The organism is Streptomyces violaceoruber (genome assembly GCF_033406955.1).
GTDB lineage: Bacteria > Actinomycetota > Actinomycetes > Streptomycetales > Streptomycetaceae > Streptomyces > Streptomyces violaceoruber.
In genome coordinates, this window is sequence record NZ_CP137734.1 from 6,916,086 (window position 1) to 6,933,208 (window position 17,123).

The 17,123-nt window shown below is 74.2% G+C and carries 14 protein-coding genes; 12 read left to right on the top strand and 2 right to left on the bottom strand.

Annotated elements, in window-relative coordinates:
• Positions 1-96: 96 nt before the first annotated feature.
• From R2E43_RS31025 to R2E43_RS31060, 8 genes are all read left to right on the top strand, one after another.
• Positions 97-1,203, top strand: coding sequence for a quinone-dependent dihydroorotate dehydrogenase (locus tag R2E43_RS31025; RefSeq protein WP_003977344.1), 1,107 nt, complete (start codon positions 97-99; stop codon positions 1,201-1,203).
• Entirely contained in the window at positions 1,200-2,045 is an 846-nt protein-coding gene (pyrF, locus tag R2E43_RS31030; protein ID WP_016325793.1) for an orotidine-5'-phosphate decarboxylase, read from the top strand. Before R2E43_RS31025 ends, pyrF begins: the two co-directional genes overlap by 4 nt.
• Before the next feature lie 223 nt (positions 2,046-2,268).
• Positions 2,269-2,592, top strand: coding sequence for an integration host factor (locus R2E43_RS31035; protein WP_003977346.1), 324 nt, complete (start codon positions 2,269-2,271; stop codon positions 2,590-2,592).
• A gap of 37 nt (positions 2,593-2,629) precedes the next feature.
• Positions 2,630-3,223 carry a guanylate kinase gene (gene gmk, locus R2E43_RS31040; RefSeq protein WP_332056754.1) on the top strand — a complete coding sequence of 198 codons (594 nt, stop codon included), beginning with the start codon at positions 2,630-2,632 and terminating at the stop codon, positions 3,221-3,223.
• Positions 3,224-3,285: 62 nt separating this feature from the next.
• Positions 3,286-3,558, top strand: a complete 273-nt coding sequence (gene rpoZ, locus R2E43_RS31045) for a DNA-directed RNA polymerase subunit omega (protein ID WP_003977348.1) — start codon at positions 3,286-3,288, stop codon at positions 3,556-3,558.
• A gap of 168 nt (positions 3,559-3,726) precedes the next feature.
• Complete coding sequence (gene coaBC / locus R2E43_RS31050) at positions 3,727-4,929, top strand: bifunctional phosphopantothenoylcysteine decarboxylase/phosphopantothenate--cysteine ligase CoaBC (protein WP_193485775.1); 1,203 nt, start codon at positions 3,727-3,729, stop codon at positions 4,927-4,929.
• A 239-nt stretch (positions 4,930-5,168) separates the two neighbouring features.
• On the top strand, positions 5,169-6,377 hold the full coding sequence (gene metK / locus R2E43_RS31055; RefSeq protein WP_003977350.1) for a methionine adenosyltransferase: 1,209 nt from the start codon (positions 5,169-5,171) through the stop codon (positions 6,375-6,377).
• Positions 6,378-6,501: 124 nt separating this feature from the next.
• A complete protein-coding gene (locus R2E43_RS31060) occupies positions 6,502-8,652 on the top strand; it encodes a primosomal protein N' (protein WP_030867039.1) in 2,151 nt (716 codons plus the stop codon).
• 189 nt (positions 8,653-8,841) lie between these two features.
• Here the strand turns inward: R2E43_RS31060 and R2E43_RS31065 are convergent, their stop codons facing one another.
• Positions 8,842-9,393 carry a hypothetical protein gene (locus tag R2E43_RS31065; protein WP_011027806.1) on the bottom strand — a complete coding sequence of 184 codons (552 nt, stop codon included), beginning with the start codon at positions 9,391-9,393 and terminating at the stop codon, positions 8,842-8,844.
• A gap of 308 nt (positions 9,394-9,701) precedes the next feature.
• Here R2E43_RS31065 and fmt point away from each other — a divergent pair, with 308 nt between their 5' ends.
• Both fmt and R2E43_RS31075 read left to right on the top strand, forming a co-directional pair.
• Complete coding sequence (gene fmt / locus R2E43_RS31070) at positions 9,702-10,634, top strand: methionyl-tRNA formyltransferase (protein ID WP_030867037.1); 933 nt, start codon at positions 9,702-9,704, stop codon at positions 10,632-10,634.
• 88 nt (positions 10,635-10,722) lie between these two features.
• A complete protein-coding gene (locus tag R2E43_RS31075) occupies positions 10,723-12,150 on the top strand; it encodes an RsmB/NOP family class I SAM-dependent RNA methyltransferase (protein WP_332056755.1) in 1,428 nt (475 codons plus the stop codon).
• A 19-nt stretch (positions 12,151-12,169) separates the two neighbouring features.
• On the opposite strand, the gene R2E43_RS31080 is transcribed toward R2E43_RS31075, so the two are convergent.
• On the bottom strand, positions 12,170-12,466 hold the full coding sequence (locus R2E43_RS31080; protein ID WP_016325785.1) for a trypco2 family protein: 297 nt from the start codon (positions 12,464-12,466) through the stop codon (positions 12,170-12,172).
• A gap of 75 nt (positions 12,467-12,541) precedes the next feature.
• Here R2E43_RS31080 and R2E43_RS31085 point away from each other — a divergent pair, with 75 nt between their 5' ends.
• Both R2E43_RS31085 and R2E43_RS31090 read left to right on the top strand, forming a co-directional pair.
• Positions 12,542-14,644, top strand: coding sequence for a S1 family peptidase (locus tag R2E43_RS31085; protein WP_332056756.1), 2,103 nt, complete (start codon positions 12,542-12,544; stop codon positions 14,642-14,644).
• A gap of 49 nt (positions 14,645-14,693) precedes the next feature.
• Positions 14,694-17,066: a tetratricopeptide repeat protein gene (locus tag R2E43_RS31090; protein WP_332056757.1), complete on the top strand. Its 2,373-nt coding sequence runs from the start codon at positions 14,694-14,696 to the stop codon at positions 17,064-17,066.
• Positions 17,067-17,123: the final 57 nt, after the last annotated feature.

Consider the following 17,123-nt stretch of genomic DNA (forward strand, 5'->3'; position numbering starts at 1 on the left):
CAGCCCCGAGGGGGACACCGGAAACGGTGTCCCCCTCTTCATGAGCCCCAGCGCACCACAGAGCCGCAGAGCCCCACCGAGGCTTCACGAGGACACATGTACAAGACCTTCTTCAAGCTCGTCTTCTCCCGCATGGACCCGGAGCGGGCCCACCACCTCGCCTTCCGCTGGATCCGCCTCGCCGTCCGCGTCCCCGTCCTGCGCACCTTCGTCGCCGCCGCGCTCGCGCCCCGCCACAAGGAACTGCGCACCGAGGCCCTCGGCCTGCGCATGCACGGCCCCTTCGGCCTCGCCGCCGGGTTCGACAAGAACGCGGTCGCCATCGACGGCATGGCGATGCTCGGCTTCGACCACGTCGAGATCGGCACCGTGACGGGGGAGCCGCAGCCCGGCAACCCCAAGAAGCGGCTGTTCCGCCTGGTGGCCGACCGTGCGCTGATCAACCGCATGGGCTTCAACAACGACGGCTCGCTGGCCGTCGCGGCCCGCCTGGCCTCCCGCACGCCCGTCTTCCGCACCGTCGTCGGCGTCAACATCGGCAAGACGAAGGTCGTCCCCGAGGAGGAGGCCGTCGGCGACTACGTGAAGTCCGCCGAGCGGCTGGCCCCGCACGCCGACTACCTGGTCGTCAACGTCTCCTCGCCCAACACGCCCGGCCTGCGCAACCTCCAGGCCACCGAGGCGCTGCGCCCGCTGCTGAGCGCGGTCCGCGAGGCCGCCGACCGCGCGGTGACCGCCCGGCGTGTCCCGCTGCTGGTCAAGATCGCGCCGGACCTCGCCGACGAGGACGTGGACGCGGTCGCCGACCTGGCCGTGGAGCTGGGCCTGGACGGCATCATCGCCACCAACACCACCATCGCGCGCGAGGGACTCGGCCTGACCTCCTCGCCCGCCCTCGTCGGGGAGACCGGCGGTCTGTCCGGGGCCCCGCTCAAGGCACGCTCCCTGGAGGTGCTGCGCCGCCTCTACGCGCGCGTGGGCGACCGGATCACCCTGGTCGGTGTCGGCGGGGTCGAGACGGCCGAGGACGCCTGGGAGCGCATCCTGGCCGGTGCCACCCTGGTCCAGGGCTACAGCGCGTTCATCTACGAAGGCCCCTTCTGGGGCCGCGCCATGCACAAGGGACTCGCCGCCCGCCTGCGGCAGAGCCCGTACGCCACCCTCGCCGACGCGGTCGGCGCCGACGTAAGGAAGCACTCATGACGGTGATGGAGCCCTTCGGTGCCCGGCTGCGCCGCGCGATGGACGAGCGCGGCCCCCTGTGCGTCGGCATCGACCCGCACGCCTCCCTGCTCGCCGAGTGGGGCCTGAACGACGACGTGGCCGGCCTCGAGCGCTTCAGCCGCACCGTCGTGGAGGCGATGGCCGACCGGGTCGCCGTGCTCAAGCCGCAGAGCGCCTTCTTCGAGCGGTTCGGCTCGCGCGGCGTCGCCGTCCTGGAGACGACGGTCCAGGAGGCGCGGGCGGCCGGCGCGCTGGTCGTCATGGACGCCAAGCGCGGCGACATCGGCTCGACCATGGCCGCGTACGCCGAGTCGTTCCTGCACAAGGACGCGCCGCTGTTCTCGGACGCGCTGACCGTCTCCCCGTACCTCGGCTACGGCTCCCTGAAGCCGGCCGTCGACCTGGCGCGCGAGAGCGGTGCGGGCCTGTTCGTGCTGGCGCTGACCTCCAACCCGGAGGGCGGCGAGGTCCAGCACGCGGTGCGGGGCGACGGGCGCAGCGTCGGGGCGACCATGCTGGCGCACCTGGCCGCCGAGAACGCGGGGGAGGAGCCGCTCGGCTCCTTCGGCGCGGTGGTCGGTGCCACGCTCGGCGACCTGTCCTCGTACGACCTGGGCATCAACGGTCCGCTGCTGGCGCCGGGCATCGGCGCCCAGGGGGCCACGCCCGCGGATCTGCCGCGCGTGTTCGGTGCGGCGCTGCGCAACGTGGTGCCGAACGTCAGCCGGGGTGTCCTTCGTCACGGTCCCGACGTGACCGCGTTGCGGACTGCTGCCGACCGCTTCGCGGTGGAGATCCGGACCGCGGTCACGGCGTCCTGACCCTGGATACATCCTCAAATCAGAGAGAGTATGTCCTAAATGTCCGGCCTGGCGGAGGCTGACCAGGACTTTTCCGCTGTTCTCGCTGACTCTGGCGGACTTGACCGCTAGTCTCCGTCGAGAGTCGTCGGGCGAGCGTGTTGCCCGTGGCTCACCAGGTGAGGGGCGACCAGGTTCCTCACCGGTCCGTATCCGACAGTTCGACATCCGAGGTGACGTAGGCGTGGCTCTTCCGCCCCTTACCCCTGAACAGCGCGCAGCCGCGCTCGAAAAGGCCGCCGCGGCTCGCCGGGAGCGGGCCGAGGTCAAGAATCGACTCAAGCACTCCGGCGCCTCCCTCCACGAGGTCATCAAGCAGGGTCAGGAGAACGACGTCATCGGCAAGATGAAGGTCTCCGCCCTCCTCGAGTCCCTGCCGGGCGTGGGCAAAGTCCGCGCCAAGCAGATCATGGAGCGACTGGGCATCTCCGAGAGCCGCCGCGTGCGCGGTCTCGGGTCCAACCAGATCGCGTCCCTGGAGCGCGAGTTCGGCAGCACCGGCAGCTGAGTCCGGACCACTCCGGGATTGCTGGAATAATCGCTGCATGGCTGCAACACCCCGGGGGACGCCCCCCGTACCCCCGGACGCACGTCCGCGGCTGACCGTGCTCTCCGGCCCTTCGGGGGTCGGCAAGAGCACGGTCGTCGCCCATATGCGCAAGGAACACCCCGAGGTATGGCTGTCGGTCTCGGCGACGACCCGCAGGCCCCGCCCCGGCGAGCAGCACGGTGTCCACTACTTCTTCGTCAGCGACGAGGAGATGGACAAGCTGATCGCCAACGGCGAGCTGCTGGAGTGGGCCGAGTTCGCCGGCAACCGCTACGGCACGCCGCGCACGGCCGTCCTGGAGCGCCTGGAGGCCGGTGAGCCGGTCCTCCTGGAGATCGACCTCCAGGGAGCGCGGCAGGTCCGCGAGTCCATGCCGGAGGCCCGGCTGGTGTTCCTGGCCCCGCCCTCCTGGGACGAGCTGGTGCGCAGGCTCACCGGCCGGGGCACCGAACCGCCCGAGGTGATCGAGCGCCGCCTCGCCGCCGCCAAGGTCGAGCTGGCGGCCGAGCCGGAGTTCGACCAGACCCTGGTGAACACCTCCGTCGAGGACGTGGCGCGCGAGCTGCTAGCCTTGACGAACGTCGTGTGATCGCCACTGGTCACCCCGTGGTCATCCCGACCGAATCTTTCCCATCCATCGGAAGGTAGAGCGTGTCCTCTTCCATCTCCGCGCCCGAGGGCATCATCAACCCGCCGATCGACGAGCTCCTCGAGGCCACGGACTCGAAGTACAGCCTCGTGATCTACGCGGCCAAGCGGGCCCGCCAGATCAATGCGTACTACTCGCAGCTCGGCGAGGGCCTCCTCGAGTACGTCGGTCCGCTCGTCGACACCCACGTGCACGAGAAGCCGCTCTCGATCGCCCTGCGCGAGATCAACGCGGGGCTGCTGACCTCCGAGGCCATCGAGGGCCCGGCGCAGTAGTACCAGCAGCATCGGCGGTAATATCTTCAGCCTTGCGCTGACTTATCCACAGGCCCGGCAGCCCGACTGTCGGGCCTGTGGTGTGTGATGGGTCGTACACGCAGTCCGAACGGCGCGAAGTCCGAACGGGGCGTGGTCCGAGCGCGTTATCCGAGCCGGGGAGAGACGGTGGACAAGCCCAAGGTCGTTCTGGGGGTCAGCGGCGGCATCGCCGCGTACAAGGCCTGTGAGCTGCTGCGCAGACTCACCGAGTCCGGACACGAGGTCCGGGTCGTCCCCACCGCCTCCGCGCTGCACTTCGTCGGCGCCGCCACCTGGTCCGCCCTGTCCGGCAACCCCGTGTCGACCGAGGTCTGGGACGACGTCCACGAGGTCCCGCACGTGCGCATCGGCCAGCACGCCGACCTGGTCGTCGTCGCCCCGGCCACCGCCGACATGCTCGCCAAGGCCGCCCACGGACTGGCCGACGACCTGCTCACCAACACCCTGCTCACCGCCCGCTGCCCGGTCGTCTTCGCGCCCGCGATGCACACCGAGATGTGGGAGCACCCGGCCACCCAGGAGAACGTGGCGGCACTGCGCCGCCGCGGCGCCGTAGTGATCGAGCCCGCCGTCGGCCGCCTCACCGGCGTCGACACCGGCAAGGGCCGGCTGCCCGACCCGGGCGAGATCTTCGAGGTCTGCCGCCGGGTGCTCGCCCGCGGGGTGCGCGAGCCCGACCTCGCCGGACGGCACGTCGTGGTCAGCGCCGGCGGCACCCGGGAGCCCCTCGACCCGGTCCGCTTCCTCGGCAACCGCTCCTCCGGCAAGCAGGGCTACGCCCTCGCCCGCACCGCGGCCGCGCGCGGTGCCCGCGTCACGCTCGTCGCGGCGAACGCCTCGATGCCGGACCCGGCCGGCGTCGACGTGGTGCACGTCGGCACGGCGGTGGAGCTGCGCGAGGCGGTGCTGCGCGCCGCGGCCGACGCCGACGCCGTCGTCATGGCCGCGGCGGTGGCGGACTTCCGGCCCGCGACGTACGCCACCGGGAAGATCAAGAAGAAGGACGACCAGGAACCGGCGCCGATCACCCTGGTGCGTAATCCGGACATCCTCGCGGAGATCTCCCAGACCCGGGCCCGCTCCGGACAGGTGGTCGTCGGCTTCGCCGCCGAGACCGACGACGTCCTGGCCAACGGCCGGGCCAAGCTGAAACGCAAGGGCTGCGACCTCCTCGTGGTGAACGAGGTGGGGGAGCGCAAGACCTTCGGCTCCGAGGAGAACGAGGCGGTGGTCCTGGGCGCCGACGGCAGCGAGACACCGGTCGCCCACGGCCCCAAGGAAGCCCTGGCCGACACGGTCTGGGACCTCGTCGCCCGGCGGCTGGAATGAATGACCCATTTGCTCGAAGGAGCAGCGAAGACGACGCATTCGAGCGTGGCGCCCCTGGCCAAGGACGCTTCCTTCTGGGCAGAATGCCCGTGCCGCAGGTCACAGCCCTCCCGAGAGCTGAGACAGGTGGGCCCGCGGCAGAGTGCGACCGATAAACTGTTCTCGGACGTCGCCGGGTGCAGCTCCCCGTGCCGTCCACCAATGATCAGCCAGCAGCCGCTGCAACCCCAGGGAGCGTTGTGTCCCGTCGCCTGTTCACCTCGGAGTCCGTGACCGAAGGTCACCCCGACAAGATCGCTGACCAGATCAGCGACACGATTCTCGACGCGCTTCTGCGCGAGGACCCGACCTCCCGGGTCGCCGTCGAAACCCTGATCACCACCGGCCTGGTGCACGTGGCCGGCGAGGTCACCACCAAGGCCTACGCGGACATCGCCAACCTGGTCCGCGGCAAGATCCTGGAGATCGGTTACGACTCCTCCAAGAAGGGCTTCGACGGCGCCTCCTGCGGCGTCTCGGTCTCCATCGGCGCGCAGTCCCCGGACATCGCGCAGGGCGTCGACACGGCGTACGAGAACCGGGTGGAGGGCGACGAGGACGAGCTGGACCGCCAGGGTGCCGGCGACCAGGGCCTGATGTTCGGCTACGCGTCCGACGAGACGCCGACGCTGATGCCGCTGCCGGTCTTCCTGGCGCACCGCCTGTCCAAGCGCCTGTCCGAGGTCCGCAAGAACGGCACCATCCCGTACCTGCGTCCGGACGGCAAGACCCAGGTCACCATCGAGTACGACGGCGACAAGGCCGTCCGTCTGGACACGGTCGTCGTCTCCTCCCAGCACGCGAGCGACATCGACCTGGAGTCGCTGCTGGCCCCGGACATCAAGGAGTTCGTCGTCGAGCCGGAGCTGAAGGCGCTCCTCGAGGACGGCATCAAGATCGACACGGAGAACTACCGCCTCCTGGTCAACCCGACCGGCCGCTTCGAGATCGGCGGCCCGATGGGCGACGCCGGTCTGACCGGCCGCAAGATCATCATCGACACCTACGGCGGCATGGCCCGGCACGGCGGCGGTGCCTTCTCCGGCAAGGACCCGTCGAAGGTCGACCGCTCCGCGGCGTACGCGATGCGCTGGGTCGCCAAGAACGTCGTGGCCGCGGGTCTCGCCGCGCGCTGCGAGGTCCAGGTCGCCTACGCCATCGGCAAGGCCGAGCCCGTGGGTCTGTTCGTGGAGACCTTCGGTACCGCCAAGGTCGACACCGAGAAGATCGAGAAGGCGATCGACGAGGTCTTCGACCTGCGCCCGGCCGCCATCATCCGCGCTCTCGACCTGCTCCGCCCGATCTACGCCCAGACGGCGGCGTACGGTCACTTCGGCCGTGAGCTGCCCGACTTCACGTGGGAGCGCACCGACCGCGTGGACGCGCTGCGCGAGGCCGCGGGCCTGTAAGGATCCAGGGCGCACCGCGCCCCACGGCAGGTGACGAGGCCCGGCGCTCCCCGAGGGGGCGCCGGGCCTCGCCATCTGTTCCGACCCCGGCGGTGTTGTCAGTGGCCTTTGCGAGAATGCAGGCGTGAGCAGCGAGAACGGACCGGAGCAGGGCGGCGCGCAGGACGCGCCGCCCGAGCAGCTCGCGCTCATCCGGGAGACGGTGCGCAGGACGGCGGCCCCGAGGGCCAAGCCGCGCACCTGGCGCGGGGCCGCGCTCGCCAAGGAGCTGCCGGTCGCCAGGGTCCTCGTCGACAAGGGCGTGCTGCACCTCGACCGGTACTTCGACTACGCCGTCCCCGAGGAGCTGGACGCCGAGGCCCAGCCGGGTGTCCGGGTGCGGGTGCGGTTCGGCGCCGGACGGCACCGGGTGCGGGACGGGCGGCGCGAGGGCGGCGGGCTCATCGACGGCTACCTGATCGAGCGGCTGGCGGAGTCCGACTACGCGGGGCCGCTGGCCGCGCTGGCCCAGGTCGTCTCGCCCGAGCGGATCCTCGACGAAGAGCTGCTCGGCCTCGTCCGGGCGGTCGCGGACCGGTACGCGGGCAGCGTCGCCGACGTCCTCCAGCTCGCCGTACCACCGCGCAACGCGCGCGCCGAGAAGCGGGCCTCGCCGCAGCCACTGCCCGCACCGCCGGTCCCCGAGCCGGGGTCGTGGGCGCGATACGAGCAGGGGGCCGCGTTCGTGGCCGCCCTCGCGTCCGGCGGCGCGCCCCGGGCGGTGTGGAACGCGCTGCCCGGACCGCAGTGGACGGACGAGCTGGCGCGGGCCGTGGCGGCGACGCTGGCCTCCGGCCGGGGTGCCCTGGTGGTCCTGCCGGACGGGCGGGCGGTCGCCCGCGCCGACGCCGCGCTCACCGCGCTCCTGGGCGAGGGACGGCACGCGGTGCTCACCGCCGACGCCGGTCCCGAGAAGCGGTACGCGCAGTGGCTCGCGGTGCGCCGGGGGGCCGTACGGGCCGTGATCGGGACCAGGGCCGCCATGTTCGCGCCGGTCCGGGACCTCGGCCTGGTCGCCCTGTGGGACGACGGCGACGACAGCCACAGCGAGCCGCACGCCCCGCAGCCGCACGCGCGCGAGGTGCTGCTGCTGCGCGCCGCCCAGGACCGGTGCGCCTTCCTGCTGGGCGGCTGGAGCTGCACCGTGGAGGCGGCCCAGCTCGTGGAGACCGGCTGGGCCCGGCCGCTGATCGCCGCGCGGGAGCAGGTACGGGCCGCCGTGCCGCTGGTGCGGACCGTGGGGGACCAGGACCTGGCCCGGGACGAGGCCGCCCGCGCCGCGCGGCTGCCCACCCTCGCCTGGCAGGCCGTCCGGGACGGGCTGCGGCACGGGCCGGTACTCGTGCAGGTGCCCCGGCGGGGTTACGTACCCCGGATGGCCTGCGCGGCGTGCCGGACGCCCGCGCGGTGCCGGCACTGTTCGGGCCCGCTGGAGGGGCAGGAGTCCGGATCCGCTCTGCGGTGCGGCTGGTGCGGGCGCGAGGAGAGCGCCTGGCACTGCCCGGAGTGCGGGGCGTTCCGGCTGCGCGCGCAGGTCGTGGGTGCCCGGCGGACCGCGGAGGAGCTGGGGCGGGCCTTCCCCGCCGTGCCCGTGCGCACCTCGGGGCGGGAGCACGTGCTGGACACCGTGTCCGAGTCCCCGGCGCTGGTGGTGAGCACCCCGGGGGCCGAACCCGTCGCGGAGGGCGGCTACGCGGCGGCGCTGCTGCTCGACGGCTGGGCGATGCTCGGCCGCCCCGATCTGCGTGCCGGAGAGGACGCGCTGCGCCGCTGGCTGGCAGCCGCCGCCCTGGTGCGCCCGCAGAGCGCCGGGGGCACCGTCGTCGCGGTCGCCGAGCCGACGCTGCGGCCGGTGCAGGCGCTGGTGCGCTGGGACCCGGTCGGACACGCACTGCGAGAGCTGGCGGAACGGGCCGAACTGGGCTTTCCGCCGGTGTCGCGGATGGCGGCCGTGGCGGGGCCGCCGGATGCCGTGACCGGCTTCCTCGACGCGGTCGAACTGCCCCGGGAGGCGGAGGTGCTCGGCCCGGTGCCCCTGCCGGTCACGCCGGCGGGGCGGCCGCGGCGGGTGGGGGCGCCCCCACCCGGGGAGCACTGGGAGCGTGCGCTGGTCCGGGTCCCGCCGGGGCGCGGGGCGGCGCTGGCCGGTGCGCTGAAAGCGGCTCAGGCGGCACGGACGGCCCGGGGGAGCGACACGGCGGTGTGGGTGCGGATCGACCCGCCCGACATCGGGTGAGGCACGGAATCGGGTGAGGCGCGGAATCGGGTGAGGCACGGAATCGGGTAGGGCACGGACAGGCCGCGGCCCCGCCGTCCCCGGGGAGCCGGGAGGGCGGGGCGGGTGTGACGCCTCGAACGGCCGGCCCGAGTGGCAGGCACGAGGGGCAGGCGCGAGCGGCCGGCACGCGTGGTCGGCCGGTGCGGATCAGCCGTTGCGCGGGCCGGGGAAGGCGGTCGGACGGACCTCGTCGCGCAGGGACGGGCTGCCGGACGTCGGCTGGGTCGGCATGGAGCGGGCCGCCGGGACCGTGGGCACCGGGGGGAGGCCAGAGCCCACGTTGACCGGCCGCGTACCCGTCGGCTCCTCGGTGTGCTCGGCCGCCTCGGGGGCGGACACCGTCTGGGCGGCGGCGCGGCGGGAACCGTAGCGCCGGTGCACCGCCTGCTTGGTGACACCGAGGGCGGAGCCCACCGCGTCCCACGAGAAGCCGAGCGAACGGTCGAAGTCGACGGCGGCCGTGACCAGGGTCTCGACGCTGTCCCGCAGCTCCTGGGCGAGGCGGACGGTCGGGGCGGGGGCACGTCCGTAGACGACGAAGCCCGCGGAGGGGCCGGAGCGTCGCGGGCGGTAGACGTTGCCCAACTGGGCGGTGAGGGTGCGCAGTGCGTCCACCTGCCGGCGGACCCGCTCGATGTCCCGCACCAGCAAGTGCAGGCTGGCCCGAGCCTGGGCGTCGTGGGTTGCGTGGTCGGCCATGAACAAGCCTCTCGAACCGGCGTTGAAAGGAATCGGGCCGCGCGGGCGGCCCGGTGTGTCAACTCTTTCTTGACCAACGTGCGGGTGCGGAGTTGGTCACGGGGTAGGGGCGTGGGGGTTTGTTCGTGCGCCCCCTCGGCCTTCGGCCTCGTGGGGCCTCCCACCCGCGGGTCACCCGTTCGCCGTCGGTCGAGAGGTGAGCGTGGGCCGTCGTGGTGCCGCGCCGGCGGCGGCTTTCCGTGACCTTGCGGGCTCGTAGACTGGTGCGTCGCCCGCAACAGCCCCCGCCCGAGAGGCCCGTCCCACCCATGAAGCTCGTCTTCGCCGGTACCCCCGAGGTCGCCGTTCCCGCCCTGGACGCCCTGATCGCCTCCGGGCGGCACGAGGTGGCCGCCGTCGTCACGCGGCCCGACGCTCCGGCCGGGCGGGGGCGCCGGCTGGTCGCCTCTCCCGTGGCCGAGCGGGCGGAGGAGGCGGGCATCGAGGTGCTCAAGCCGGCGAAGCCGCGCGACCCCGGCTTCCTGGAGCGGCTGCGCGAGATCGCGCCCGACTGCTGCCCCGTCGTCGCCTACGGGGCCCTGCTGCCCCGCGTCGCCCTTGACGTGCCCGCCCGCGGCTGGGTCAACCTGCACTTCTCGCTGCTGCCCGCCTGGCGCGGCGCCGCCCCCGTGCAGCACGCGCTGATGGCGGGCGACGAGATCACCGGCGCGTCCACCTTCCTGATCGAGGAGGGCCTGGACTCCGGCCCCGTCTACGGGACGGTCACCGAGACCGTCCGCCCCACCGACACCAGCGGCGACCTGCTGACCCGGCTGGCCTTCGCCGGTGCCGGTCTGCTCGCGGCCACCATGGACGGCATCGAGGACGGCAGCCTGGAGGCCGTGCCGCAGCCCGCCGAGGGCGTCACCCTGGCCCCGAAGATCACCGTCGAGGACGCGCGGGTCGACTGGACCGCCCCGGCGCTGCGCGTGGACCGGGTGGTGCGCGGCTGCACCCCGGCCCCCGGCGCCTGGACCACCTTCCGGGGCGAGCGGCTCAAGCTCGTGCAGGCCGTCCCCCTGCCCGACCGGAGCGACCTGGCCCCGGGGCAGCTCGCCGCCGGGAAGAACAACGTGTACGTCGGCACCGGCTCGCACGCCGTCGAGCTGCTGTGGGTGCAGGCGCAGGGCAAGAAGCCGATGCGGGCCGCGGACTGGGCGCGCGGGGCGCGGATCACCGAGGGCGAGCGGGTCGGCGACTGACCCGCGCCGCGGCGCCTCCGCATCACCGTTCACCTGCCCGGCGTACGCTGGTGAGCGCACTTCACCCCACACCCGGAGCACCTTTTTCGTGAGCGAGCAGCCTCGTCGTCCCCGCAAAACCGGCAAGCCGTACCGCAGGCCCCAGAAGGACCCCGTCCGCATGCTCGCCTTCGAGGCGCTCAGGGCCGTGGACGAGCGGGACGCGTACGCCAACCTGGTCCTGCCGCCCCTGCTGCGCAAGGCACGGGAGAAGGAGGGCCCCGAGAAGTTCGACGCCCGGGACGCGGCCCTCGCGACCGAGCTGGTGTACGGGACGCTGCGGCGGCAGGGGACGTACGACGCGATCATCGCGGACTGCGTGGACCGGCCGCTGCGCGAGGTCGACCCGCCGGTGCTCGACGTCCTCAGCCTGGGCGTGCACCAGCTGCTGGGGACGCGCATCCCGAGCCACGCCGCCGTCTCCGCCTCCGTGGAGCTGGCGCGGGTCGTGCTCGGGGACGGACGGGCCAAGTTCGTCAACGCCGTGCTGCGCAAGGTCGCGCGGGACGACCTGGACGGCTGGCTGGAGCGGGTCGCCCCGCCCTACGACGAGGATCCCGAGGACCACCTGGCCGTCGTGCACTCGCACCCGCGCTGGGTCGTCTCGGCGCTGTGGGACTCGCTGGGCGGCGGCCGGGCCGGCATCGAGGAACTGCTGGCCGCCGACAACGAGCGCCCCGAGGTCACCCTCGTCGCGCGGCCGGGCCGGGCCACCCGCGAGGAGCTCCTCGGCGAGGAGGCCGCCGTACCGGGGCGCTGGTCGCCGTACGCGGTGCGGCTGAGCGAGGGCGGCGAACCCGGGGCCGTCGAGGCCGTGCGGGAGGGCCGCGCCGGGGTGCAGGACGAGGGCAGCCAGCTGGTCGCCCTGGCCCTCGCCAACGCGCCCCTGGACGGACCGGACCGGCGCTGGCTGGACGGGTGCGCGGGGCCGGGCGGCAAGGCCGCGCTGCTCGGAGCCCTGGCGGCCGAGCGGGGTGCCTTCCTGCTGGCCTCCGAAAAGCAGCCGCACCGCGCCGGGCTCGTGGCCAGGGCCCTGGACGGCAATCCCGGCCCCTACCAGGTGATCGCCGCCGACGGGACCCGCCCGGCGTGGCGGCCCGGGAGCTTCGACCGCGTCCTGGTCGACGTGCCGTGCACGGGCCTGGGCGCCCTGAGACGCCGGCCCGAGGCGCGCTGGCGGCGTCGCCCCGAGGACCTGGACGGCTTCGCCCCGCTCCAGCGCGGGCTGCTGCGCAATGCCCTGGAGGCCGTACGGGTCGGGGGCGTCGTCGCCTACGCGACCTGCTCGCCGCACCTCGCCGAGACCCGCGCCGTCGTCACGGACGTCCTGAAGCAGCACCCCGGCACCGAGCTGCTCGACGCCCGGCCGCTGCTGCCCGGCGTCCCCGGCCTCGGCGAGGGACCCGACGTCCAGCTGTGGCCGCATGTGCACGGCACGGACGCCATGTACCTGGCGCTGCTGCGCCGGACCTCCTGAACGACGTCGTCGGGCGGCTCTAGCGTCTGCTCACCTTCACCCGCTCCCCGCCCGCCAGCTCCGGTTTCAGGTCCACCTGGACCTGATGGGTGGTCTGGTGGTCGACGGAGCCGCCCAGTTCGGCCGTCACCACGCCGATACGGACGCCGCCCCGGCCGCTGCCCGCGCGGTGGACCTGCACGGTGAAGGTCAGGCTCACGTTCTCCACGGCGAAACCGAGGTCCCGGCCCTCCGCGTCGGCGCGGGCCTCCTCCAGTTCGCCCCGGATCCGGCCGATCACCTCGGCCAGTCCCACGAAACCCGGTTCGTTCGTCAATTCGCCTCCGTACAAAGCCCGTTCACTCTTGTCGCAGCAGTATGCGACAGGAGCAGACGCCCGTATAGTTCGCATATGGCTGCTGGCGGGGGAGGCCCGGCCGTCTCGCCGATGGCGACGCCGAGCTGGGCGGTGCGGATCCGGGGAGCGGACGGGGAGATCGCGGGGGCCGGCATTCTGCTGACTCCGCAATGGGTGCTCACCTGCGCCCACGTGGTGGACCGGACGGCGGACGTGATGACCGCGGAGTTCGTCGGCGCGGTCGGCCACGGCGTGCCCGCGGTCCCCGCCAGGCTGGAGCGCGACGCCTACGTGCCGGAGACGCTGGACGCCGACGGGGACCCCAGCGGCGACGTGGCGCTGCTGCGGCTGGAGCGGCCCCGCCCCGCCGAGGAAACGGTTCGGCTGCACCGGCTGTCCGCACCCAACCGTGAGGTGCGGATGTACGGCTTCCCGTACGAGCACAACGGCGGCATCTGGTTCCGCGCCACCGCCGTCGGGGTCTGCGGACGCGACGGACAGGTGCAGCTGATCCCGGCCAGCCCCGGTGAACTGGCCAGCCCGGGGTGCAGCGGTGCGGGCGTCGCCGACAGCGACACCGGCGAGGTCATCGGCATGGTGCTCAGCGGCCAGGAGGACCGGCACGGCAACCGGTTCTCCTTCATGAGTCCCGTCGAGACCATCGTGCGCCACCTGCCCCGGCTCGACCCCGTCACCACGGGCCCCAGCGCCGTCGACCCCCAACTGCGGTCCACCGCCGACGACATACTGCCGGAGCTGCTCGACCGGCCGTTCGCCCAGCGTCTCGCCGCCTGGCTGCGCGACGACGGCAGCCAGGTGAAGATCAGCGTCGTCCGGCACGGCGACGCGGCGCGCGAGGCCACCCTGCGCCGCGCCATCACCCTCGCCGACCGCGAGCTGCGCACACCGGTCTCCGTCGACCGGGCCTCGCTCGACCCGCCGGGCACCGTCCCGTCGGCCGGCGGTCACGACCTCGCCGTCTACGCGGAGGGGCGGACCTCGGCCGGAATCGCCGAGCGGATCGCCGAACGCCTGGGGCTGCCGCACCCGGAGGAAGCCCCGCTGGAACGCATCCGCGCCGCGAGGGCCATCCTGAACCTGGTCGTCGTCGGAGTCGACGAGGCGGTCGATCCGCTCGGCGTGCTCGACCTGCTGGACGTGCTGCGTGCCGACGGCAGCCGCCTGCTGCTCGTCCTGCGCACGGCCGGGGACTGCCACCGCCGGGCCCGCGAGCAACTGCTCACCGAGCCCGAGCGGGGGCGGCGTGCCCGGCTCGTCGAGCGGCTGAAGGAGATCACCGGTCCGCTCGCCGAGGACCTGCGCGAACGCCTCGCCGCCGTGGCGCCCCAGGGCCTGCGCCCCCTCGACTCCGACCTGGTGGCCGCACACGCCGCCCTCGCCGACCTGCTCCGCGCGGCGGACGCTGCGGATCACGACGGGGAAGGCCAAGGGGAAGCGCTCCCCGGACCCGGCCCGGACCTCGCGCGGTACGAGCGGCTGGCCGACCGGGTCGAGGGCCGGCTGACGGCGGGTGTCGCGGCACTCGACCGGCTCCGCGACCGGCGCGACGAACTCGCCGGGCGCCTGCGGAGCTACCAGGTCATGCACCAGCACTCCCTGCGGGGCGAGGAGGACCCGGCGGTGGACGGCCTCTACCTCCGGGCCCACACCCTGCTCCGGGCGAGGCCCTGCGACGTGCGCGCGGCGGAAGCGGCGGTGGACGCCTACACCCGGCGCGTCGACGGCCACGCCGGAGCCACCGGACCGGTCGCCCGGGACGGGCACGGCGCCCGGGACGGTCACGAGGACGGGTACGGGTCCGGTGACGGCCGCGGAGCCCGGGACGGGGACAGCGGGGAGGACGGCCGCGGAGCCAGAGACGCGTACGGCGCCCGGGACGTCCACGGCGCCCGGGACGGGCATGGCCGAGGAGACGACGGCCGCGGTGCCCGGCCTGGTCACGGGACCGGGGACGGTCGCGGGGCCGGGGATGGCGGAGGGGACGGGCAGCGAGCCGGGGACGGTCACGGCGCCCGGGACGGCTGCGGCGCCGGGGACGGCTGCGGCGCCCGGGACGGGTACGGCGCCCGGGACGGGTACGGCGCCGGGGACGGCTGCGGCGCCCGGGACGGGTACGGCGGAGGGGATGCGTCATGACACCGAGAAGGTCCCGGCGCGACCCGCGGCCGCACGGGGAGCCCGCGGCATGAGCGGAAGAGCCTGCGCCAGAGCCGACTGCCGGGGCGGCCACATCATGGTCACCGGGTTCTGCGACACCTGCTTCCGCCGTCCCCTCGCGCCCGAGCCCACCGCCACTCCACCCGATCCCGACCCCGACCCGGCCGGACCCGACGCACGGGGCCCCCGGCCCGCGCAGGGCCCGGGGGCCCCGGCCGCCGGAGAGCTGGACCGCGACGGACTGCTGGTCCTGCCCCACCTCCCCTCCCCGGACCCCTCCGAGGCCGCCGACACCGTCGCCCGGCCCCCCACCGGCGGCCGGCGCTGCGGCGTCGACAACTGCGCCGGCACCATCGGTGTCTCCTACGACGGCGGCCCCGCGCCCGACCACGGGTTCTGCCCCGAGTGCGGGACCGAGTACTCGTTCCGGCCGAAGCTGCGCCCCGGAGACCGGGTCGCCGGGCACTACGCGGTGCTCGGCTACCTCGCCGTCGGCGGCCACGGCTGGGTCTACCTCGCCGAGGACACCCGGGTGCCCGGCCTGCACGTCGTCCTCAAGGGCCTGATCAACACCGGCGACGCCGTGGCCCGCCGGGCGGCCGTCGAGGAGCGCCGCTCGCTCACCACGCTGCACCACCGCGACATCGTCCGCATCGTCACCCACGTCCAGCACCAGGTACCCGGCGACGCCGAACCGACCGGCTACATCGTGATGGAGTACGTCGGCGGCCGGTCCCTGTCCTGGATCCGCTTCGCCCCCGAGGAGGAGCTGGCGCGGCTGTTCGGCACCGGCGGCTTCGAGTTCGGGCACGTCATCACCTACGGCTGCAAGATCCTCGGCGCCCTGGAGTACCTGCACGACCGGGGCCTGCTGTACTGCGACATGAAGCCCGAGAACGTCATCCACTACGGCCGGGAGATCAAGGTCATCGACCTGGGCGCCATCCGCCGGATCGACGACCGCTCCTCCGGGCTCGTCCACACCCACGGATACGCCCCGCCGAAGCGCGAACGCGACCGGCGCGGACTCGACGTCGACAGCGACCTGTACACCGTCGGCCGGACCCTCAAGGTGCTCGCCGAACGCGCCGCCCGGCCCGCCGGACTGGCCGCCCGCTCCTTCGAGGCGCTGATCCGCCGCGCCACCCACCCCGAGCCCGCCGCCCGGTTCCGTTCCGCGGCCGAGATGGCCCGCCAGCTGTGGGAGGTGCTGCGCGAGGACCAGGCACTCGGCGGGCGCGAACCGTATCCCGAGCGCTCCACCCGCTTCGAGCCCACCGCGGCGGTCTTCGGCGCCGCCCTCGGCACCGTCCCGGCGCTCCAGTGGTGGACCCGACGCCCCGGAACCGGGACACCCGAGCTGCCGGCCGGCGCCCCCGAACCCCGGGCGGCGGCCCGGGCCCTGCCGGTCCCGCTCCCCGACGCCTCGGACCCGGCGGCCGTACTGCTCGGCGGGCTCGCCGCGGACACCCCCGACCGCATCGCCGAACGGTCGGCGGGCGACCCGGCGCTGCGGACCGTGGAGACGGCGCTGTGGCTGTGCCGCGCCTACCTGGAGGCCGGGGACGCCGCGCGGGCCGAGGAGTGGGTGGCCCGCGCCAAGGGGTGGAGCGGCGACTACGACTGGCGGATCTTCTGGCACCGGGGACTGATCCACCTCACGCGCGACGCGGTGGACAAGGCGGAGGACGAGTTCGCCGCCACCTACGCGGCCCTGCCCGGCGAGGCGGCGCCCAAGCTGGCGCTCGGCTTCTGCGCCGAGTACCTCGCGGAGCGGCCCCGCGAGTCCGCCGGAGAAGGAGGCGGACCGGCCGACGCGCAGGCGGCCGCACGGATGCGGGCGCGTCAGGCGCAGGCCGAGGAGTTCTACGAGGCCGTCCTGCGCCGCGACCCCACCCAGGGCAGCGCCGCCTTCGGACTGGCCCGGGTCCGGCTGCGCCGCGCCGGACGCCGCCCGGCCGTCGACGTCCTGGACGGCGTGCCCACCACCTCCCGGCACTACGACGCCGCCCGCGTCGCGGCGGTGCGGATCCTGACCGGCAGGCTGCCGGACCGGCCCGCCCCGCTCGCCGCCGAACTGCGCGAGGCCGCCGAACGGCTGGCGGGGCTGCACCTGGACGGCAGCGGGTCCTGGGACCGGCTGGTCACCGAACTGCGCGAGCACGCGCTCGCCTGCCGCCCGCCCGGCGGCTGGGGGAGCGGCTTCCCCGCCGGCGAGCTGTGCGGCCCACAGGACACCGAGGAGGCGCTGCGCCGGCTGCTGTCCGCGTCGCTCAGACGCCTCGCCGACCAGGCGGGTGGCGTCGGCGAGCGCGGCGACCTGCTGGACACCGCGTACGCGGTGCTCCCGGCACCGGCCGGGCTGCGCGAGCTGGTGCGGGGGTGGCGGCGTACGGCGTGAGCACGCGAGCACGTGACGGTGCGAGGCAGCGACGACGTGGGCGAGGGGGCACGCAGA